At 52.7% G+C, this 21,377-nt stretch carries 22 protein-coding genes and 3 tRNA genes; 19 read left to right on the forward strand and 6 right to left on the reverse strand.

The features are described 5' to 3' along the window. Positions 1-17 precede the first annotated feature (17 nt). A complete protein-coding gene (gene cycA / locus P6287_RS07195) occupies positions 18-1,409 on the reverse strand; it encodes a D-serine/D-alanine/glycine transporter (protein WP_277974721.1) in 1,392 nt (463 codons plus the stop codon). Between the two features lie 407 nt (positions 1,410-1,816). Between cycA and P6287_RS07200 the strand changes: the two genes are divergently transcribed. Then, the gene (locus P6287_RS07200) at positions 1,817-2,515 is read left to right on the forward strand and encodes an extensin family protein (RefSeq protein ID WP_101760900.1); all 699 of its coding nucleotides are present in this window, start codon (positions 1,817-1,819) and stop codon (positions 2,513-2,515) included. Here the strand turns inward: P6287_RS07200 and P6287_RS07205 are convergent, their stop codons facing one another. After that, positions 2,516-3,190, reverse strand: coding sequence for a DUF4396 domain-containing protein (locus P6287_RS07205; RefSeq protein ID WP_222233230.1), 675 nt, complete (start codon positions 3,188-3,190; stop codon positions 2,516-2,518). It abuts the gene before it with no gap. 553 nt (positions 3,191-3,743) lie between these two features. Here P6287_RS07205 and sdiA point away from each other — a divergent pair. Together sdiA and P6287_RS07215 are read left to right on the forward strand one after the other, a co-directional pair. Beyond that, entirely contained in the window at positions 3,744-4,466 is a 723-nt protein-coding gene (gene sdiA / locus P6287_RS07210; protein WP_101760898.1) for a transcriptional regulator SdiA, read from the forward strand. Positions 4,467-4,587: 121 nt separating this feature from the next. Next, complete coding sequence (locus tag P6287_RS07215; RefSeq protein WP_192413974.1) at positions 4,588-5,199, forward strand: acyl-homoserine-lactone synthase; 612 nt, start codon at positions 4,588-4,590, stop codon at positions 5,197-5,199. A 32-nt stretch (positions 5,200-5,231) separates the two neighbouring features. On the opposite strand, the gene P6287_RS07220 is transcribed toward P6287_RS07215, so the two are convergent. Further along, positions 5,232-5,459, reverse strand: a complete 228-nt coding sequence (locus tag P6287_RS07220) for a DUF2594 family protein (protein ID WP_007887303.1) — start codon at positions 5,457-5,459, stop codon at positions 5,232-5,234. Between the two features lie 429 nt (positions 5,460-5,888). On the opposite strand from P6287_RS07220, the gene uvrY reads away from it, so the two are divergent. From uvrY to P6287_RS07255, 7 genes are all read left to right on the forward strand, one after another. Next, positions 5,889-6,548 carry a UvrY/SirA/GacA family response regulator transcription factor gene (gene uvrY, locus P6287_RS07225; RefSeq protein ID WP_008102320.1) on the forward strand — a complete coding sequence of 220 codons (660 nt, stop codon included), beginning with the start codon at positions 5,889-5,891 and terminating at the stop codon, positions 6,546-6,548. Next, entirely contained in the window at positions 6,541-8,373 is a 1,833-nt protein-coding gene (gene uvrC, locus P6287_RS07230) for an excinuclease ABC subunit UvrC (protein ID WP_192234346.1), read from the forward strand. Before uvrY ends, uvrC begins: the two co-directional genes overlap by 8 nt. A 68-nt stretch (positions 8,374-8,441) precedes the next feature. Beyond that, a complete protein-coding gene (gene pgsA / locus P6287_RS07235; RefSeq protein WP_008102316.1) occupies positions 8,442-8,990 on the forward strand; it encodes a CDP-diacylglycerol--glycerol-3-phosphate 3-phosphatidyltransferase in 549 nt (182 codons plus the stop codon). 271 nt (positions 8,991-9,261) lie between these two features. Beyond that, positions 9,262-9,337: transfer RNA gene (locus P6287_RS07240), tRNA-Gly, on the forward strand. Between the two features lie 42 nt (positions 9,338-9,379). Continuing rightward, positions 9,380-9,453 (forward strand) — tRNA-Cys (locus P6287_RS07245). Between the two features lie 11 nt (positions 9,454-9,464). Further along, a tRNA-Leu gene (locus P6287_RS07250) sits at positions 9,465-9,550 on the forward strand. A 345-nt stretch (positions 9,551-9,895) separates the two neighbouring features. Continuing rightward, entirely contained in the window at positions 9,896-11,068 is a 1,173-nt protein-coding gene (locus P6287_RS07255) for a type I restriction endonuclease (protein WP_192413710.1), read from the forward strand. Positions 11,069-11,222: 154 nt separating this feature from the next. On the opposite strand, the gene P6287_RS07260 is transcribed toward P6287_RS07255, so the two are convergent. The 3 genes from P6287_RS07260 to P6287_RS07270 form a co-directional block, all read right to left on the reverse strand. Beyond that, entirely contained in the window at positions 11,223-11,393 is a 171-nt protein-coding gene (locus tag P6287_RS07260) for a hypothetical protein (protein ID WP_167391169.1), read from the reverse strand. A 165-nt stretch (positions 11,394-11,558) separates the two neighbouring features. After that, entirely contained in the window at positions 11,559-13,058 is a 1,500-nt protein-coding gene (locus P6287_RS07265; RefSeq protein ID WP_277974722.1) for a SulP family inorganic anion transporter, read from the reverse strand. 152 nt (positions 13,059-13,210) lie between these two features. Further along, positions 13,211-13,468: a biofilm/acid-resistance regulator YmgB/AriR gene (locus tag P6287_RS07270; protein ID WP_008102310.1), complete on the reverse strand. Its 258-nt coding sequence runs from the start codon at positions 13,466-13,468 to the stop codon at positions 13,211-13,213. 484 nt (positions 13,469-13,952) lie between these two features. Between P6287_RS07270 and P6287_RS07275 the strand changes: the two genes are divergently transcribed. From P6287_RS07275 to P6287_RS07315, 9 genes are all read left to right on the forward strand, one after another. Continuing rightward, on the forward strand, positions 13,953-14,384 hold the full coding sequence (locus P6287_RS07275; protein WP_277974723.1) for a MarR family transcriptional regulator: 432 nt from the start codon (positions 13,953-13,955) through the stop codon (positions 14,382-14,384). A gap of 2 nt (positions 14,385-14,386) precedes the next feature. Then, entirely contained in the window at positions 14,387-16,054 is a 1,668-nt protein-coding gene (locus tag P6287_RS07280) for an MFS transporter (protein WP_101760892.1), read from the forward strand. Beyond that, complete coding sequence (locus tag P6287_RS07285; RefSeq protein ID WP_110865890.1) at positions 16,051-17,142, forward strand: HlyD family secretion protein; 1,092 nt, start codon at positions 16,051-16,053, stop codon at positions 17,140-17,142. Before P6287_RS07280 ends, P6287_RS07285 begins: the two co-directional genes overlap by 4 nt. Next, the gene (locus tag P6287_RS07290) at positions 17,139-18,509 is read left to right on the forward strand and encodes an efflux transporter outer membrane subunit (protein ID WP_277974724.1); all 1,371 of its coding nucleotides are present in this window, start codon (positions 17,139-17,141) and stop codon (positions 18,507-18,509) included. Before P6287_RS07285 ends, P6287_RS07290 begins: the two co-directional genes overlap by 4 nt. Positions 18,510-18,743: 234 nt before the next feature. Beyond that, entirely contained in the window at positions 18,744-19,133 is a 390-nt protein-coding gene (locus tag P6287_RS07295; protein ID WP_167391170.1) for a hypothetical protein, read from the forward strand. Between the two features lie 189 nt (positions 19,134-19,322). Then, positions 19,323-20,060: a beta-ketoacyl synthase chain length factor gene (locus tag P6287_RS07300; RefSeq protein WP_137385538.1), complete on the forward strand. Its 738-nt coding sequence runs from the start codon at positions 19,323-19,325 to the stop codon at positions 20,058-20,060. After that, positions 20,050-20,847 (forward strand): 1-acyl-sn-glycerol-3-phosphate acyltransferase, encoded by a 798-nt coding sequence (locus P6287_RS07305; protein ID WP_110865892.1) that lies wholly within the window; start codon positions 20,050-20,052, stop codon positions 20,845-20,847. The genes P6287_RS07300 and P6287_RS07305 overlap by 11 nt, the downstream gene beginning before the upstream one ends. 3 nt (positions 20,848-20,850) lie before the next feature. Continuing rightward, on the forward strand, positions 20,851-21,108 hold the full coding sequence (locus P6287_RS07310) for a phosphopantetheine-binding protein (RefSeq protein ID WP_007887282.1): 258 nt from the start codon (positions 20,851-20,853) through the stop codon (positions 21,106-21,108). 11 nt (positions 21,109-21,119) lie between these two features. Further along, entirely contained in the window at positions 21,120-21,374 is a 255-nt protein-coding gene (locus P6287_RS07315; protein ID WP_101760886.1) for an acyl carrier protein, read from the forward strand. Positions 21,375-21,377: the final 3 nt, after the last annotated feature.

Here is a 21,377-nt window from a genome sequence, read left to right on the forward strand (position 1 = left end):
AACGTAGCCGTGATAAATCAGGCTTTACGACGACGTAACAACCAGCCCATGGTCAGCATCACAAACCACAGCGGCGTGACCATCAGCGCCTGACGGGTATCTTCCTGCAGCGTCAGCAGCACCAGCACAAAGGCGAAGAACGCCATGCATACCCAGCACATAAACTTGCCCAGCGGCATTTTGAACTTCGATTCAGCATGACGCTGTGGATGCTGCTTACGATACGCCAGATAGCTGCACAGGATGATGGTCCAGACGAACATAAATAGAATCGCCGACACCGTAGTGACCATGGTGAACACCGTCATCACATCCGGAATCAGGTAGATCAGCGCCACACCCGCCAGCAGACACAGACAAGAGAAGAACAGGCCGGTGGTTGGCACCGCACGCGCCGAGAGGCGACCAAAGGCTTTATGCGCCACGCCTTGTTCCGCCAGGCCGAACAATATGCGGCTGGTGGAGAAGATACCGCTATTGGCGGACGAGGCGGCGGAGGTCAGCACCACGAAGTTGACGATGCTGGCGGCGGCAGGCAAGCCGATCAGCACAAACATCTCAACGAACGGGCTGCGATTCGCCAGCACCTGATTCCACGGCGTCACCGCCATGATCACCATCAGCGCCAGCACGTAAAACATAATAATGCGCAGCGGAATAGCGTTAATCGCACGCGGCAGAACTTTGTGCGGATCTTTGGTTTCTGCCGCCGCGGTGCCGACCAGCTCAATGCCGACAAAGGCGAAAACCGCAATCTGGAAGCCGGCAAAGAAGCCGCTCAAGCCTTTCGGGAACATGCCGCCGTGATCCCAGATGTTGCTCAGGGACGCGGTGCCACCGTTCGGCGACGGATAATGCATGCTCACCAGCACAATGCCGGTGATGATCAGCGCCACAATGGCGACGATTTTGATAATCGCGAACCAAAACTCCATCTCACCAAACAGCTTCACCGTAGCGATGTTCAAAGCCAGGAAGACAAAGACGCACAGCAGGGCGCTCATCCAGATGGAGAAGTCCGGGAACCACAGCTGGAAATAGGCGCTGATGGCCACCACGTCGGCAATGCCGGTCACCACCCAACAGAACCAGTACGTCCAGCCGGTAAAATAGCCCGCCCACGGACCGAGTAAATCGGCAGCGAAATCGCTAAAGGATTTGTATTCGAGGTTGGATAACAGCAGTTCGCCCATGGCGCGCATGACGAAGAACAGCATAAAGCCAATGATCATGTAGACGAAAATGATCGACGGGCCCGCGAGGCTGATGGTTTTACCCGAGCCCATAAACAGCCCGGTGCCGATCGCGCCACCGATAGCAATCAACTGAATGTGACGATTATGCAGGTTACGCTGGAGTTTATCCGGCTGTTCGGCCGTAGCGAGCGCCTCTTTTGATTGATCAACCATAAATTTTTCTTTCCTGTCGAGATGTTGTGTCAGCTCTATTGGCTGTTTTGCCCGTCATACTTCAAGCCGCAGATGCGTTGGCTACGCGTGTTCACCCAGGAACTGACTAAATTAAGCTCCCCATGATTCACACACTTGCCTGCTTCCTGCGGCGCAAATTATTTAGGGCATTCGTTATGAGCCTTTGTCCAGGCAAGTGGCATAAGATAGTGGAAAGGCAACCCGTTTCGGTAATGGTTTTTCCCCCTTTGTGACCTTTTACGTGCTTTACTCTGTCAGTAATTATTTACAGAGTTTAAAGCGCAGTCATTTTGCGTAAATCTTCAACAATTAAGCGATTTACGTCACTTTCCGCGCGCTTGACTTCTACACTTATTAGTTCATTTCATCAGGAAAAGTGAGGCATTGTGCGCGCTCTGTTCGCCGTCGCGTTGCTGGCTGTATGCGGCTGGTTTAGTTTGCCGTGGTTGAAAACGCATCTGCCGCCTCAGTGGAACCCCTTTACACCGCTCAACGTTACCGATCCGCCCGGTTGGATGACGCGTTACAAGCTAAAAAAGCTGAGTGGCGATCCGGCTGCCTGCCTGGCGGTGATGCGGCAAGCCAGTGAACAGCGGCTGGTGCAGTTTCGTGCCGTGCCGCCAATGCAAGGGAATTGCCCGATTGAGCAGCCGCTACGCATCAGCGGCTACGGTGACGTCACGCTGAGCAGCAGTTTTCTCGCCAGCTGTCCGATGGCGGTGGCCAGCACCATGTTTGTGATTAACAGCGACAGCGCATTACGTCAGGCCGGTTTCAACAGTCCGCTGAAACGCATTGCCCATGTTGGCAGCTACGCCTGTCGCAATATTTATCATCGTCAGGAAGGGCGTTTGAGTGAGCACGCCAGCGCCGATGCCTGGGATATTACCGGATTTCAGCTGGCAAATGGGCGTTGGTTGCAGGTAGGAAAAAACTGGCAACAGCCAGAGGATGCGGCGGCTGGACTGCATGCGCTGTGGCGTAACGGCTGTGCGACGTTCGGTAATGCGCTGGGGCCCGATTATAACGCCGCGCATGCCAGCCATTTTCATCTTGGCATGCGCGGTTCGGGTTACTGCCGTTAGCTATACCGCAGGATTAAGCCCACGTTTTATCAGGAAATGATTAGCCGGCCAGGAGAAAATAAAGCCAGTCATTATGGCCAGTTGCAGCATAAACCAGAATGCCGCCACCAGCGGGTTGACCTGCTCGTTCAGCACAAACTTTAGGGCCAACGCCATAAAGATAAAAATACCTAATTGAAAAATCAGCAGGGGGAAAATTTCGGTTTTTAACGCCAATAATAATGCGCTGCCAAATGAATGTTTTTCACGTTGGCGAATCGCCAGAAATTGAAAAAGTAATCCCATAAACAATGAAGCGATAACGCAAATAAGCGCCTGCATGCCTATCGTCGGATTAATGGCAAATTGTTTTAGTAAAGTGACTATCGGGATTGTCATTATATCGCCAAATATACAAGCCGCTGCGGATAATGACGTGGAAATAAATATAGTTTGCCAGCTGGCGTTACTGCGTATTTTTTGTGAAACCAACAGCGCAAGTTTTTGCTGTTGTGATGGTTTACGGCCTAAGTACCACCAGACGATCCAGCCAATAAAAGGCATATACAAACCGGTTAATGGCCAAATGATATTCATCACCGCCACCGGATGTGGATGGCGAAAAAGATCTTTTAAAATCATCAGGGCAGTGCAGACGCCCAGAACAAGGAAAGGTAATGCAAACTGGTTCAACATAGTCAGTTCCGCTAAGTTTCCCACCTACATGCGACAATGCGCCTGAGCCTTACTGCAGCACTGTCTTCCAATGCATCTTTTCACTCCGCTAGCATTAAGCGTAGCCGTTAATCAGCGTGAGAGAAATCACATCATTACTTAATGTATTATCTTAACCGCAGAAATAGGTGGGATTAACATTAAGTCAAAACTCATTTACCGTACAAACCCCTTTCACAGCAAAACAATCTGCTTTTTGCATCAATAATTTTAGTTAATGACGATGCTAAAAATTTATCAATCTAACGATCATTTTCAATCAACTGGGTGATTGAAACTACTTCAGAAAAATCCTATTCTAATCTGCTGAGGAATTAAACTTGTGAACCTGTTAACAATTAACGTGAACTTACACATTTTCATTACGTTAACGCATTGACAGTAGAAGAGTTATGCTAGCTGCTGGCAAATTTGCTCCTTTTTCAATCAATATTTTTTGTCTGGCTAATTTATTTTTTGCGTTAACACGAACTAATTTCAGAATGTAAAAGCGTGAAACAGCGCTAAGGCAATAATGACGACCGATAATTATTTCGTCTGGCGAGGCGAAATGGAAAATGAATTTCTGGCGCTAACGCAAGTGACGCAATTGAAATCCCTGTTGCAACAGCAGATTGAAAAGCTGGGTTTCGATTACTTCGCTTTTTTGGTTCAGCATCCGGTGCCCTTTACCCGGCCGCGCTTGTTTTTGTTCAGTACATACCCGGAAGGCTGGGTAAAACGCTACGAAAGCGAGAACTATTATAAGGTCGATCCGGTGCTATTACTCTGTCAGCGGCCGGGACGGGGTGTTGAATGGACGCGCGATTTATTTACCGGTGCGGGTAATTTGTGGGCAGAAGCCAACGCCGCGGGATTAATGAGCGGCTTTTCCTGCTCAGCAATGGCACCAAATCGTACCATTGGTATATTATCTATTGCATCGACACTTCACAGTAAGACCCAACACTTGCGCATAGAGCTTGAGGTGAAACTGCATCTTCTGGCGGAACTGAGTTTGCGCGTGTTGGAGCGTTTGAATGACGATTCTATGGTCGTTTTATCTAACGATTTTAGTCAGCGTGAATTAGAAATCCTGAAATGGACGGCGGAAGGAAAAACGTCGGCGGAAATTTCACTTATTTTAGCCATATCTGAACATACGGTGAATTTTCACCAAAAGAATATGCAAAAGCGTTTTAATGTTTCCAATAAAACGCAGATTGCCTGTTATGCCGCTGCGGTTGGCCTGATATAGCGAAAAAGCAACTACTAATTTTAGTAGTTCCTTCTCCCGTGTCAGTTGTCTACCCTGCGCGCAACGTTGCCAGGCTGGCTCAAAGAAATCATTGCATACATGGGGATGTCAGAGGCGCATGATGAAAGTAATTCAAACACAGCTTAAGGATATGCCGTCCTCACTGTTGGCAGAACTGGGAACGTATCGCTATAGCGTGTTTGCGCGCGGCGAAGGGTGGTCGATTCCACCGCGATTGAGTACGCCAGGGCAAGAGTACGATCGTTTTGATCGTTCGGATGTCACCTGGTTGATTGCCTGGAACGCTCGTCAGGGTATTTGCGGCTGCGCACGTCTGTTGCCGTGGCATGAACCTGAGGTGCCGGAAGGTTTTATTCTGCCTTTCGATCAGGAAAAGGTATGGGAAATGTCGCGCTTCTCGGCGCGCCTTGAGGTGGACGCGGAGCTGCCGCTGAGTATTTTGTGGCACTCGGTGCAATTAGCAGAACTGAGCGGCATGGAGTATTTGATCAGTTCGGCGACGCCAATGCTTGAGAAGATGTTCGAACAGCATCAGGTAGTCTACGAGCCGCTCTCACCGGGCTTGATCCAATCTGAAGACAATCTGTTTGCCATTCGCATTCCGGTTGATCAACCGGCGCTGGCGGAGAAATATCGGGGTACACGACGCTTTAGCCCGGAAGAGGTGCTGCCGTCGCTGGGTGTTTCAGTAAACTGGCAATCACACACCTAAATACCCCGCGCATTTCGCGCGGGGCACATCGCTTATTGACGGTAAGCGGTTTTGATCTGACGAATTGTATTATTAAACACTTCCGCCTGCGGCTTATCGCCTAACGAAGCTTGCACATAACGCTCCATGTTGATGATCACCTTACCGGCATCGGCTTGACCCATTCCTTTCAGAATCAGCGTCACCATCATTTTCAGACAGGCGACTTCGTCGGCCAGCGCCTGCGTGTCTCGTGAAGTTGCGAAATCTTCATCACTCATAATTGACTCCTTGGGGTATTACTCAATGTTGACACATTCTTCCTGTGCGTAAGAAAGAGAGTATATCATAGGGTTTTCAGATGAATTTTAATGAAGCGAAGCGGTAAAAGTCAGACCGCTTTTTAATTGCGCATTGCGCTATTTGTCAGCAACCAGAATTGGCGTTTAGCTGTTATTTACCAGGCGATCGGAATGCGACAATAAAATCGAGCTATAAATTATAACTTAATGATATTATTAACAATTTAACTTATCTCATTTTGCATGTTATTGCCCTGTGCAGTAAAAGCTGGATCAAAGAAATGTTATTGATTTGCATCAGTTCATTTGAGATTTATCTGTGACTGTAGATGTTTTTTCCACCTGAAAACCGGTAAGATGACCGTTCTGAAATATATTTCCCTTTCTTAACCTGCGGAGTACGTCCCGTTGATCAGCCTGCTTCTTGTTGATGACCATGAACTGGTACGCGCCGGTATTCGCCGCATTCTGGAAGATATGAAAGGCCTCGTTATTGCGGGTGAAGCGGCGTGCGGTGAAGACGCTGTGAAATGGTGCCGCAGCAATCCGGTTGACGTAGTGCTGATGGACATGAACATGCCCGGTATTGGCGGCCTGGAAGCGACACGCAAAATTGTGCGCTTTAACCCGGATATCCGCATCATCATGCTCACCATTCATACTGAAAATCCACTGCCGGCGAAGGTAATGCAGGCGGGCGCAGCGGGTTATCTCAGTAAAGGCGCCGCGCCGCAGGAAGTGGTGAGTGCGATTCGCTCGGTGCATTCAGGGCAACGCTATATCGCCTCGGATATTGCCCAGCAAATGGCACTCAGCCAGATCGAACCGCAAAAAGCCGAATCCCCCTTCAGCTGTTTGTCGGAAAGGGAATTGCAGATTATGCTGATGATCACACGCGGGCAGAAAGTGACGGAAATTTCCGAACAACTCAGTCTCAGCCCGAAAACCGTTAACAGTTACCGCTATCGCATGTTCAGCAAGTTGAATATCAGTGGCGACGTCGAGTTAACGCATTTGGCCATTCGACATGGCTTATTCAATGCGGAGCCATTAATCAGTAGTGAGTGACGTTTTCGATTCCAAAGCCTTTCTCAGCACCGTGACCAGCCAACCCGGCGTCTACCGTATGTACGATGCGACCGGCACGGTGATCTATGTTGGTAAAGCCAAAGACCTCAAAAAGCGCCTGACCAGCTACTTCCGTACGCAGGTGGGCAGTCGCAAAACTGAAGTGCTGGTCAGCAACATCCAGAACATCGACGTTACCGTGACGCACACCGAAACGGAAGCGCTGCTGCTGGAGCATAACTACATCAAGCTCTACCAGCCGCGCTATAACGTGCTGCTGCGCGATGACAAATCCTATCCTTACATTTTCCTCAGTGGCGATAGCCATCCGCGTCTGGCGATGCACCGCGGCGCGAAGCACGCCAAAGGCGAATACTTTGGCCCGTTTCCGAACGGCTATGCGGTGCGTGAAACCCTCGCGCTGCTGCAGAAGGTATTCCCGATTCGTCAGTGTGAAAACAGCGTGTATCGCAACCGCTCGCGCCCGTGTTTGCAGTATCAAATTGGCCGCTGCCTTGGACCCTGCGTTTCCGGCTTGGTTAGCGAAGAGGAGTATGCGCAGCAAACCGATTACGTGCGTTTGTTCCTCGCGGGGAAAGATGATCAGGTGATTAATCAGCTGGTCAAGCGCATGGAAAATGCCAGTGAGGAACTGCGTTTTGAAGAGGCCGGGATTTTACGCGACCAGATTCAAGCGGTAAGGCGCGTAACCGAGCGGCAGTTTGTCTCCAATCAGGGTGAAGACCTGGATGTGATGGGCGTGGCCTTTGATGCTGGCATGGCTTGCTTGCACGTGCTGTTTATCCGTCAGGGCAAAGTGCTCGGCAGCCGCAGCTACTTCCCGAAAGTACCTGCCGATACCGAACTGACCGAAGTGGTACAAACCTTTGTCGGGCAGTTCTATCTGCAAGGCAGTGAAGCGCGCACTTTGCCGGCGGAAATTCTGCTGGACTTTACACTACCGGAACGTGAGCTACTGGCGGAATCGCTGAGCGCGCTGGCGGGACGTAAAGTGAACATTCAAAGTAAGCCGCGTGGTGACCGTGCACGCTACCTGAAACTGGCGCGCACCAATGCGGCAACGGCACTGACTACCAAGCTGTCGCAGCATTCGACCATTCAGCAGCGTCTGGCGGCGCTGGCGACGTTCCTTGAGCTCGACACCATTCATCGCATGGAGTGCTTCGACATCAGCCACACCATGGGCGAGCAGACCATTGCGTCGTGCGTGGTGTTCAACCGTGATGGTCCGCTGCGTTCGGATTACCGTCGCTACAACATTGAGGGCATCACGCCGGGCGATGATTACGCGGCGATGAATCAGGTGCTGCGCCGTCGTTACGGCAAAGCGCTGGAAGAGGACAAAATCCCCGACGTGATCATCATCGACGGCGGTAAAGGTCAGTTAGCGCAGGCGAAACAGGTTTTTGCCGAGCTGAATGTACCCTGGGATAAAGATCGTCCGATTTTACTCGGCGTGGCGAAGGGTAGCGATCGTAAAGCCGGGCTGGAAACGCTGTTCTTTGAAGCGGAAGGTGAGGGCGTTTCCTTACCGCCGGACTCGCCTGCGCTGCATGTGATTCAGCATATTCGTGATGACTCTCACAATCATGCGATTTCAGGTCATCGGAAAAAACGCGCCAAAGTGAAGAACACCAGCGCGTTGGAAAGTATTGAAGGCGTGGGGCCCAAACGGCGCCAGCAGCTGCTCAAGTATATGGGTGGCCTGCAACCGCTGATGAATGCCAGCGTCGACGAGATTGCTAAAGTGCCGGGAATTTCCACCGCGCTGGCGGAAAAAATCTACTACTCACTGAAACACTAACGTTGAAAGAGGGGGGGCAATGTAGCAACATACATGAAACCCTACTCACACCAGACAGTTACTGGCATATGCAATTTAACATTCCGACGTGTCTTACCCTGTTTCGAGTCGTACTTATTCCCTTTTTTGTCCTGGCGTTTTATCTGCCATTTCAATGGGCTCCCTTTGCTACTGCACTGATCTTTGTGATTGCTGCGGTTACTGACTGGTTTGATGGTTTTTTAGCGCGTCGCTGGAAGCAGACCACGCGTTTTGGCGCGTTCCTCGATCCGGTTGCGGATAAAGTGCTGGTGGCGATTGCGCTGGTGCTGGTGGCGGAGCATTTCCACGCGTGGTGGATTACGCTGCCTGCGGCAACGATGATCGCGCGTGAAATCATTATCTCTGCGCTGCGTGAGTGGATGGCGGAGATCGGCAAACGCAGCAGCGTGGCAGTGTCGTGGATCGGCAAGGTGAAAACCACCGCGCAGATGTTCTCGCTGTTTGCCCTGCTGTGGCGTCCAGAAGCCACGGTGGTTGGCGTGGGTGTGGTCGCGCTGTACATCGCAGCCGTGCTGACGTTCTGGTCAATGTTCCAGTATTTAAGCGCAGCGCGCGGCGATTTGCTCGATAGCTGATCGATGCGATTTAAAAAGCAGCAAACGGACGCAGTGTGTGGATAATTCTGTTGACTCACTGCGTCAGATAAGTAGAATGCATCGCATCGAACGGCAGCAAGCCTGCAAGAAGCTGAATAAAATCAGCGAGTTCGATGAAGAAATACCAGAACCGAGTAGTTGAGTTGGCGACAAGGCGGCAACTGAACGAATCCCTGGGAGCTTACATTGGTAAGTGACCTGGGTGAGTGAAGGCAGCCAACGCAGTGGCAAACTCAAATACGATGGTTATGCGGGAATAGCTCAGTTGGTAGAGCACGACCTTGCCAAGGTCGGGGTCGCGAGTTCGAGTCTCGTTTCCCGCTCCAAATTTAGTGGTTCGTATTCAACGAATTACATACCAGATTAAAGGCGCGTTGGCAGAGTGGCCATGCAACGGATTGCAAATCCGTCTACCTCGGTTCGACTCCGGGACGCGCCTCCAATTTACACCCTGCCCGGGTGGTGAAATCGGTAGACACAAGGGATTTAAAATCCCTCGGCTTATGGCTGTGCGGGTTCAAGTCCCGCCCCGGGCACCATATTTCAAGCTGTTAAAAACCAAATAAAATCAAAGCAATATGCAGTAATGTCGTAACCGCCTAAGGGCGGTTTTTTTGTTTTTTGTTAACCTTTCTATGCGCAAGTTCTATTGCATACGGTAACGCTGCTCAATCCATTACCTCTCAAAATTAAACGTTGCTGTCCTCAAAACACCTCCTTTGCTGTAACGCCCTAAATGGGCTACAAATGCCTGGCGAATCATAATTTTTCTTAACTTTTGCGAATTAATATCGGCAAGATTGAAAACCTTCTTTCTTGGGTGTAATGTTTCTATTTGTAACGTTTTGTTTAATCTTATTCGACATAACTACCAAGGAGTTAGGGTGGAAAATTTCACTGCAAAATTAGCTTCGCACGCAAACCATGTAGCAACGATGGGCCAGTTCTGCACCACTGAAGAGACAACAAAGCAAGCTTTGATAATGCCTCTTTTAGATATTCTTGGGTTCACACCTTATGATCCTACAAAAGTTAAAGCGGAATATTACGCAGACTTCGTCGGTGTTAAGGCTAATGAGAGAGTAGATTATGCTCTCTTCTGCCAGGGTGTTCCGGTGATGTTTATTGAAGCGAAGGGATTCAACGAACAGATTGAAAATCATTGCCCTCAACTTTCAAGGTATTTCAATTCAACACCTGAAGTGACAGTCTCGGCTATAACTAATGGCAAAGAGTGGCGGTTTTTTACTGATCTAAAGCAGAAAAACATCATGGATCATAAACCCTTTCTTACTATTAAAATTGATTCATTATCTGACTCAGATATTCAGCAACTTTTTAGATTCCGTTATGACAAATTTAAACCAGAAGCATTGAGAACGCTTGCCGAAGAGAGTGTGTATCTTAGTGCTTTCACTAAAACTATCAGAGCGAGTCTAAGAGATGTCGATAGTGAATTTGTCAGGTATGTTGCCTCAAGATCAAATATTGAGCGGCAGTTAAATCAAAGATTTCTGGATTCGATAACGCCTTTAGTTAAGCTGGCTGTTGAGAAGTCTGTAAGTGACATGGTTGTGTCTGGTCTATCTACATCGAAGAAGGAGCTGGCTTCCGAGGAGGTTGAGGACGAGGTTCAAACCGAGCTAGCTAAGCAGCCTGAAAACATAATCGACCCAGACAATCCAAATATCATAACCACAGCTATCGAACTCGATATGTTTGAGAAAGTAAAAAGCATCGTGGGAAGTGAAGCTGACATCAGATATAAAGATACAGAGTCTTATTTCGGCATTCTTTTTGAGGGTAAGACAACAAGATGGATAATTCGGTTCTACGATAAAAAAAGCTCATATGTTAACTTTCCTATTGAGCTTAATGACCTGCAAAAAAATGAGATCAAAAGGGCTCGATTAGAGTTTGATGGAAAGCGACTAACTATTAATGAACCTAGCGATATATTACGCATATCTGGAGTAATTATGGATTGCTATGAATTTGTTAAAGATGGCGATAATTTTAAACGGGCCAAATTAGAAAGCGAAGCCAGTCAGGAATAACCTGCGTGATATATTGTATAAGATAGAATTATATTCACGTGCAATTTATTAAAAGGGCAACAATCCAGCCAATGGCTTAAGTATGCGGAGAATGTGTTACAACATTCTCCGCAGTTTTAATAGGTATATTCTGGCGGCAAAGCCGGGCAAGTCATTACGATTGCGGTTGTCCCACCGGACCTGCACCTTCGCTGGCACCCGGCACCGGTTGGTTACTTGGCGCATGTGGGCGCCCATCGTTGCCGACCGCATCACTTTTGTGCATACAACCCGCCAGCGATACCAAGGTTAACGTCACCAATGCTGCTTTTGCTAAAACGTTCATCTGCTGCTCCTTATAATTAAGCGATTGAGTAATCAATCCCAAAGAGATCAAAGGATTGACCATGAGTTAAGCAAAGTAAGTGACAGCAAATTACGTAAGCGAAGCGCGGCAGTAACCATAAAAAACGCCGGATTTCCGGCGTTTTTCGTCTCAATCCTAATATTTCTATCCCAGATTGCCACTCAGCCGCTCGCGGAAATCGCTGCTGCGGTTATCCAGCCCGATAAAGGTGACGTTCGCTCCATGGCGCTGATAGCGATATTCGATAGCATCAAGGGCCGCCACGCTGGAAGCGTCCCAAATCTGCGCATGCGTCAAATCGATGGTGACAGTTTTTGGATCGTGGCCGTAATTGAAGTGTTCAAACAAATCATTGCTGCTACCAAAGAACAGCGGGCCGCGCACGGTGTAATTGACCTGTTGGCCATCCTCGCTCAGCTGGCGTTCAGCGTGAATGACGTGAGCGATGCGGCGTGCGAACAGCATCATCGCCAGAATCACACCAACCAGCACGCCAATCGCCAGGTTGCCGGTCCACACGGTGACAGCAACCGTCAGCACCATCACAAAGGTTTCCGACCACGGCATGCGTTTAAGCGTAGCCGGCTGCAGGCTGTGCCAGTTCACGGTTTTCACCGCTACCACCATCATAATGCCCGCCAGTACTACCATCGGGATCTGTGCCATAATCTGGCTCAGTCCGGTCACTAATAACAGCAGCACGATACCCGCCGCGACCGTAGAAACACGCGTACGTGCTTTGCCCAGCTCGACGTTAACGATGGTTTGGCCAATCATCGCGCAACCGGCGATGCCGCCATAGAAGCCCGCAAGAATATTGCCGACGCCCAGCGCCCAGGATTCGCGACGTTTAGCGGAAGGCGTATCGGTAATGTCATCCACCAGTTTGGCGGTCAGTAACGATTCCATCAAACCCACAAAGGCGATGCTCAAGGCGGTGGGCCAGATGATTTGCAGCGTGTGCAGATTGATTGGCACCAGTAGCGTCGTGAAGCCTGGCAGACCGGCGGTCATTGGCCCTTCATCGCTCACGTTCGGTACGCGATAGCCAAGCAGCAACGCGACCGCCGTCACCACCACAATCGCCACCAGCGGTGAAGGGACGCTTTTCAGCACTTTCGGTAGCAGCAGCACGATGGCCAGCGTAACGGCGAATAGCACCCACACCAACGCGGATTGTCCCCAAACGTGCGGGACCTGCGCAAAGAAGATCAGGACGCCGAGGGCGTTAACGAAGCCGATCATCACCGAACGCGGGATATAGCGCATCATGCGCGACAACCCAGCGAGCCCAAAGATAATCTGGATAATGCCGCCCATAATCACCGCCGGCAGGATGTATTCAACGCCGTGCGCATGCACCATTGGGCCGATCACCAGCGCCACCGAACCGGCCGCTGCGGTGACCATCGCCGGACGACCGCCCAGAATCGACAGCGTCAGGCACAGCACCACCGAGGCCACAAGGCTGACTTTAGGATCGACACCGGCAATCACGGAGAAGGAGATAACTTCCGGGATCAGCGCCAGCGCGGTAATAATGCCGGCCAGACACTCGCGGGTTAGCAGGGCAGGCGAACGTAAAACGCGCCCCACGGTGATATCGCTCTCCACCGCAGTGGTGCGCTCAGTTGGTTGACTCATAAATTGTGCAGGCTCTTTTATTATTGTGCGCATACCGTCGCGGTACGGCAGTAACCAGTTAGGATTTTCCGAAAGGGGATGTTACCGGGCAATAAGGTGAGACGCTAGCGCGTTGGGGCAGGTGAGGGTGATTCCATCCCTGGAATCCGGCTTTAGACCGCGAGATCGTCAGGTGTTTTATTCACAACCAATTCAAGCAGATGGCGATAAATATCCAGCTGAATCACATCGCTTTCCATCTCAAGACGGTTAATCAGCGAAGCAATAATCGCTTTATTAGAAACCGGCATACCGGCTTGCAGGATTTCGGCGATGATCTGCCCGAAAACTTCCATTTCACTGCTGTCGCTGTTACCGGCCAGTTTGAAATAGTCAGCGATGGCAGCGCTACTGTTTGCGGCGTTTTGCATATGTGAAGCCCTTAAGATCGGCCTGATGGCAATGTGCCTTCAGCTCCATGATGAAAAAATTTGCACGCGGACAGGCGCGCAACACCCAACTCATCAACCAACGCAAAAAGACACCTCTGAAGGTGGAAATCCACAACACCTTCAGAGGCGACGCAAAGTGCATCATTCGTTACGGAGCCATCTCCTGGCTCACGGGACGTAAACTTATACAATCCAGCACAACTTGTACAACCTGGATTTTAAGCAATTTGTGCTAGTCCTTATTTAGCAGTTACTTATGATTTGTAATGTTTTCTAAAAGCTATACAAGAATAAGCCCAAACCGCCAAATTTTCGGTGAGTTGTACAACTGATAAAGAAAGCTGGAGATTTTTTGTGCTGCCAACTACGTTTGCAGGTGTAAGCAAAATTTTCATTGGCGAGCGGCTTACCTTATAATAACGCTCCCGTTTAGTTAGATACCTAACCATTAGGCCACTACGTTTTGAGCGACTATCCCCAACCCTTTTCTCGTTTGCTGCATCTCACCGCGCACGCGTGGCGTTTGGCTGTTGATCGTCGCCTCAAAGAGAGCGGATTGAGCATGAGCAGCTGGATGGCGATTGCCAGCGTTGCCACCGCCGTCGAGCCGCCAACACAAAAAGCGCTGGCGCAGTTGCTTGGTCTGGAAGAGGCCAGCGTCGTGCCGCTGGTGGATCGTCTGGTGAAGCAGCAGCTATTAGCGCGCATGCAGCCGCCGGAAGATCGTCGCAAACGCCTGCTGATTCTGACTGAGCAGGGCAGCGTGGCCTTTGCCGAAGTGAAAACGCAGGCCGATGCGCTACGTGCACAGTTGCTGGCAGATATCGATCCTGCATCGCTGGCGATAACGGAACAGGTGCTGCAACAGCTGCTCGCGCGTCTGGGAAGCGTTTAACGGTGGCAAAACGTAATCCTTATGCCCCGCGCGAATGGCTGCCGCATGAAAAGCCGATGCTGCCGGGTTCGCCCTCAACGCCGCTGCATTCGCCTTCGAAGCGCATCGCATTTGGCATCATTGGCTTATTGATCTCGATTACCGGCGCGCTGAGTAACGCGCTGGTCTCTGCCAACCTCACCAATCTGCAAGGCACCTTCGGCGCTTACAGCAATGAGATCGCCTGGTTGCCCGCGGTATATGTGATGGGCAACATCTCCATCAACCTGCTGCTGGTGAAGTTCCGCCAGCAGTTTGGTCTGCGGCTGTTCACCGAAGCGTTTCTGGTGCTGTATGTGATCGTGGCGTTTTTCCACCTGCTGGCTAACGATCTCAGCTCGGCGATCATTGTCCGCACCGCGCATGGCATGGTCGGCGCGGCGCTCAGTTCGCTCGGCATCTATTACCAGATTCAGGCCTGGCCGGCGAAGCATCGGCTTAAAGCCCTGGTGATTGGCATCACCGCATCGCAGCTGGCGATTCCGCTGGCACGATTGTTCTCCACCGAACTGCTGCAGCTGCAAGAGTGGCGCGGTTTATACCTGTTTGAACTCGGTCTGGCGATGATCTCGCTGGGCTGCGTGCTGGTGGTGAAACTGCCGCCCGGCGACCGCATCAAAGCCTTTGAAAAGATGGATTTCCTCACCTTTATGCTGATGGCGCCGGGCATGGCGCTGCTGTGCGCGGTGCTGTCGCTGGGCCGCATCGAATGGTGGTTCAGCACGCCGTGGCTCGGTGTGGCATTAGCGCTGGCGCTGGTGTTGATCGTGGCGGCGATTGTCGTCGAGCACAACCGTAAGAATCCGTTGCTGAATACCCGCTGGCTCAGCAACGGCACGATTGTGCGGCTGGGCATTGTGATGATCATGATGCGTATTCTGCTGGCCGAGCAAAACACCGGCGCGGTGGGTTTCCTGCAGCAGCTTGGCTTACTCAACGATCAGATGCGCGGTCTGGCGTTAGCGATCATTGCCGGGGTGATTTGCGGCATGATCGCCAGCGCACTAACCATTAAACCCACGCATCTGAGCTGGCCAATTGTCGTGTCGTTAGTGGTGATGATCGTCGCCTCGCTGATGGATGCGCAATCCAACCCGCTGACGCGTGCCCACAATCTCTACTTTAGCCAGTTTTTGCTCGGTTTCGGCAGCGCCTTCTTTCTCGGGCCTGCCATGCTGCTGGGGATTGGCGGCGTGGTGACGCAGCCGAAAAACCTGGTCAGCTTCTCGGTGCTGTTCGGCATGAGCCAAAACTTAGGCGGCCTGATCGGCGCGGCCATTCTCGGCACGTTCCAGACGTGGCGCGAAAAATACCACTCCAGCCTGCTGGGCGATCAGCTGTCGCAGCTGGATCCCAACGTGACCGAACGCCTCAGCCAGTACAGCTCGCTGTTTAGCAGCCAGTTGCCGGATAGCGTGCTGCTCAGCGCGCAAAGCAGCAGCCAGCTGCAAACGGTGGCGACGCTGCAAGCCAACGTGCTGGCCTATAACGATACTTATCTTCTTACCGCCGCGCTGGCTTTCATCACCTTAATCTGGGTGCTGTATCGCCTGACGCGCTTACGCTATATCAACTGGCGTCAGACTAAAATGAATGCGGCACAACCAGTAACCCCGACGGAGAATTCATGAGCCAACAGGACGACATTCAGGCGGCGGAGCGCGAGCGCACCAACCGCCGACGCATTCTTTCTATCGCCGCTGGCAGCGGCATTGTCATCGTCGGCGTGCTGGTGATCCTCTATGCCTGGCAGCTGTGGCCGTTCACCAGCACCGTTCAGTCCACGGAAAACGCCTACGTGCGTGGCCAGGTAACCTTTATCAGCCCGCAGGTGAACGGCTATCTGACCGAAGTGAACGTGGTGGATTTGCAGCCAGTGACCAAAGGCCAACTGCTGATGACCATCGACGATCGTATCTATCGTCAGCGCGTGCATCAGGCGCAGGCGCAGCTGGATATGAAAATCGCCGCGCAGAACAACAACCAGCAGCAACGTAAAAGTGCCGAAGCCAATATTCTCAGCAATAAAGCGGCGCTGGAAAATGCCAAAGCGCAGGCGCTGAAAAGCAGCCTCGATCTCAAGCGCGTTGAGAATCTGGCGGCTGATGGCTCGCTGTCGGTACGTGAGCGCGACGCCGCCCGCGCGGCAAATGCCCAGGCGCAGGCGCAGTTGCGTCAGGCGGATGCGCAGGTGGCCGTTTCACAACAGAATCTGCAAACCGTGGTGGTGAATCGCGCGTCACTGCAGGGCGATGTTGCCAGTGCGCAGGCGGCGCTGGAGTTGGCAAATATCGACCTGGCGAATACGCGCATCATCGCGCCAGACAGCGGCCAGCTCGGTCAGCTGTCGGTGCGCAAAGGCAGCTATGTGACCGCCGGCACGCGTTTGACATCGGTGGTGCCAGAAAACAAATGGATCATCGCGAATTTCAAGGAAACTCAATTGGCGCGCGTGCGTCCCGGTTTACCGGTGAATATCCGCGTCGATGCGCTGGACGGTAAGCACTACGATGGCCGCGTCGAGTTTATTTCGCCTGCCGCCGGTTCCGAATTCAGTGCTATCTCGCCGGATAACGCCACCGGCAACTTTGTGAAAATTGCCCAGCGCATTCCGGTGCGCATCAAAATTTTGAATGACGATCTGCAAGCACTGCGTCCGGGCATGTCAGTGGAAGTAAGCATTGATACCGCCGCAGAGCCGCACAAGGATGCGCCATGAGGCGCTTATTGTTAGCCACCTGTGTGGCATGGATGGTGAGCGGCTGTGCAACGGAAGTGGAAAAAGTGCCTTCATCGTTGCCGATTCCTAAGAGCTGGCGTCAGCAGGTGGGCCCGCATGCGCTGCCCGAGTCGCAATGGTGGCAGAACTTCGGCGATGCCAATCTCAATCGCCTTGTCACGCAAGCGCTGCAGCACAACAGCGATGTCCTCACCGCGCGTTCGCGCGTGGATCAATACCGTGCCGAATTACGTGCCGCGCAGGGCGATAATTTCCCGACGCTGTCGGCGGGCGTGGCGGCTACGCATCAGCGTGCGCTGTCGGCGGCCACCGGTCAGCCGTATGAAAACGCGGTATTTCAGGGATTGCTGCAGGCCAACTACGAGGTGGATTTATGGGGCAGCCGCAGCAACAGCATTCGCGCTGCGGAAGCTTCGCTGGATGCGCAGCGTGCTGCCGCTTCTGCTGCTGAGCTCACCGTCGCCAGTTCGGTGGCATCGGGCTACCTCAGCTTGTGCGCGCTGGATGAACAGCTGCGCGTAACCCAGGCAACGCTGGCGACACGCAAAAACTCGCTCAACCTGGCGCAGCGCCAGTTTGAAACCGGCTACACCTCGCGCCTTGAATGGATGCAGGCCGCCTCGGAATATCAAACCGCCAAAGCGCAGATCCCGCAGTTGCAGCATCAGATCGAGCAGCAGGAGAACGCGCTTAGCGTGCTGGTGGGCATGAACCCGCGCCAAATCGCGCGCAGCAGCCAGTTCGACCACATCAAGCCGCAAACCCTGCCATCGCTGCTGCCGTCGCAGTTGCTGAATCGCCGTCCCGATATTGTGCAGGCGCAGCGCCAGCTGCTGGCCGCCGACGCGTCACTGGCGTCAACCCAGGCCAAACTGTTGCCGTCGCTCAATCTCACCGCCAGCGGCACCTTGCAAAGCAGCGAACTGCATCAGCTGCTGGATAATCCGTTCCGTCTGTGGAGCATTGGCGGCAGCATTCTGGCTCCGCTGCTGAATCGCGAAGCGCTAACTGCTCAGGTGGATGTGGCGATGGCGACGCGTAATCAGGCGCTGTACGGTTATGAAAAAGTGGTGCGTAACGCCTTCTCCGACGTGGATAACGCGCTGGATGCCATTCGCCGTAGCGAGGAGCAGCTGGCGGAGTTGCAGAAACAGGAGAGTTATGTGGCGGAAGCGTATCGCATTGCCCACAACCGTTACCAAAATGGTTACGCCTCTTATCTGGATGAGCTGGACGCCCAGCGCACGCTGTTCAGCACTCAGCTGAATATCGTGTCAGTAAAAAATACGCTGCTGTTAGCGCAAATCGATCTATATCGTTCGCTCGGCGGCGGCTGGCAGGGTTAAACATCATGTCGCAAGGCCATTTTTCGGTAGAAATTCCGCCGTAAAACGGCCTGCGTCTGGTTTTAAATCGGCAGTAAACGATTCTAAAGTCATTCATGCTTCTTTTTACTTGTCTTTACAAATAATGTTATTATCCGCCCGCTTTACACAGTCTGAACGGAACAGTGTTGGTAAGTTTACCAGCGCGGTCGCTCACTTGAGCGGCATGCAAAGACAGGGGAAGAAAAGGAAATGATGAATAAAAAAATCGGTTTTGCGTTGTTAGTTACTGCGGTCCTGTTAACCGGCTGTGCGCCGCGTACCGCGCCGATCCAGAATGTTAGCCAGACCGTGGGTCAGAGCTACTCGGATGAGCAAATGAAGCAAGCTATCGTCCAGGCGGGCGCCGCTAACCATTGGGTGATGACGCCAGCGGGTCCGGGCGTGATGAATGGTCACCTGGCCGAGCGCGGACATACCGCGGATATTCGCGTGAACTACACCGCGAACAGTTATCAAATTCAGTATGTCAGCAGCCAGAATCTGAAAGCAGGCAGCGGTCAGATTCACCGCAACTATAACCGCTGGATTCAGAACCTGAGCCAGGGCATCCAGACGCGACTGGCGGTCGAAGCCGCTAAATAAGCGCGAAGCGTGATTGCTGACATAATGTTGTAAAGTTAGCCGTAACGCTGCCGAAATAGAAACAGGCGGGCCACGTGCCCGCCTTGTTAATCGGCGACATCCGCATGGGATGACGGGTATAGAGAGCAAGGAAGGGATGCCGCGCAGCGAAAACCGGACCATCCCTGAGGCTGAAGAAAGAATACAGGTATGAAACTCGCTTACTCCCTTGTTGACTGGCACGCCATCGCGCCGGGCAACAGCACCGCAGAAGAGTGGCAACGTTGGGCGCAACAGGCACCGGCGTTAGATGCCACGCAACCTATCGCGAAACCCCAATTTTTGCCGATGATGACCGCGCGTCGTCTCAGCGCCGGCAGCCGTGCTGCGGTTGAGTGCGGGCTGGCGTTATTGGCGCGGCACAGCGTGGACGCCATCGTCTTCACCAGTCGCCACGGCGAACTGGAGCGTAATCTGCGCATTCTCACCGCGCTGGCGGAACAGCAAGCGCTGTCGCCCACCGATTTCGCCATGTCGGTTCACAACTCAGCGGTGGGCAGTTTGACCATCGCCGCGCGTCAGCCGTTGGTTTCATCCTCGGTTTCGGCCGGTATTGATAGCTTCCAGCAAGGATTGATAGAAGTGGCGGCGCTGCATCAGGCGGGTTATGCGCAGGTGCTGCTGGTGGATTTTGACGGCGTGGTGCCGGATTACTACCGTCCGTGGCTACCGGAAATCGATCGCTTTAATGCGCCGTACGCGGTAGCGCTGCTGCTACGGGCGGGCGAGGCATGGCGTTGCGAAGCGCAGGCCGGCAAACCCGCTGAGCTGCACAACCCTCTGCCGCAAAGTCTGCAATTTCTGGCGGCGATGCTGCACAACACGCCACGTTTTAGCGTGGCCGGCGAGCGCCATCAGTGGCACTGGGAGCGTCTGCATGGTGGATAATTCGCTGACCGAGGCGCGTCCCGGTTTCAACTATTACTGGCGGCTGGTGATGACCGCCGTCAGCTTTACGCTGTTCAGCGTGGGCGGCCTGCTACTGTCGCTGATTTGGTTCAATCTGCTGTTACTGGTGCAGCGCGATGGCCTGCGCCGTCGCCATATCGCCCGCAGCAGCATCGCCTGGAGCTTCCGCTGCTTCCTGCGTTTCTGCCGCTTTGTCGGGGTTTACGATTACCAGATCATCGGCGCAGAACAGCTGCGTCAGGATCGCGGCTGCCTGATCGTCGCCAACCATCCGTCACTGATCGATTACGTGATGATCGCGTCGGTGCTGCCGGAGATGGATTGCCTGGTGAAAGCCGAGCTGCAGCACAACATTTTCTTCCGTGGCGTGATTCGCGCCGCCGATTACCTGATTAACAGCGAAGCCGATACGCTGCTGCCAGACAGCCAGCAGCGACTGGCGCGCGGCGATACCATTCTGATTTTCCCGGAAGGCACGCGCACACGTTATGGCGAGCCGCTGAAGCTGCAGCGCGGTGCTGCCAACATTGCGGTGCGCGCGGGCTGCGATTTGCGTGTGGTGCACATCAGCTGCACCGAGCGCATGCTCGATAAGCAAAGCCGCTGGTATCAGATTCCGCTGGTTAAACCGATTTTTACTGTACGCGTACAATCGCGTATTGCCAGCCACGCCTTTAGTGAGGCCGAAGAGGATTCGCAGCCGCTGGCCGCACGTCGTCTGACGCGTCATCTGCAACAGGCGCTGGTGCCTGAAGAGACCAACTAAGTTATGCAAGTACTGATTAACGACATCAAACAGATGATTATCGACACGCTGAATCTGGAAGATATTAGCCCTGACGACATCGAAACCGACGCACCGCTGTTTGGCGAGGGGCTGGGCCTCGATTCAATCGATGCGCTGGAGCTGGGACTGGCGGTGAAAAATCGCTTCGGCGTACAGCTCTCCGCCGAGAGTGAAACGCTGCGCGCGCACTTTTTTTCCGTGGCTACACTGGCCGCGTTTGTTGAACAACAGCAAGCCTGAGAGCAGTCAACATGATGAACAAAAACGAAATTTACCAGGAAGTGGCTTCGCTGCTCACCTCGCTGTTTGAAATTGAGCCGGATGATATTCGTCCGGACGCCCGCCTGTATGAAGACCTCGAGCTGGATAGCATCGATGCGGTCGATATGGTGGTGCATCTGCAAAAGCGTACTGGCCGTAAGATCAAACCGGAAACCTTCCGCGCGGTGCGTACCGTGCAGGATGTGGTGGATGCCGTCGATCAACTGATGCGCGACGAAGCCTGATCG

Source organism: Pantoea sp. X85, assembly GCF_029623675.1.
In the GTDB taxonomy this organism is placed as follows: Bacteria; Pseudomonadota; Gammaproteobacteria; order Enterobacterales; family Enterobacteriaceae; genus Pantoea; species Pantoea leporis.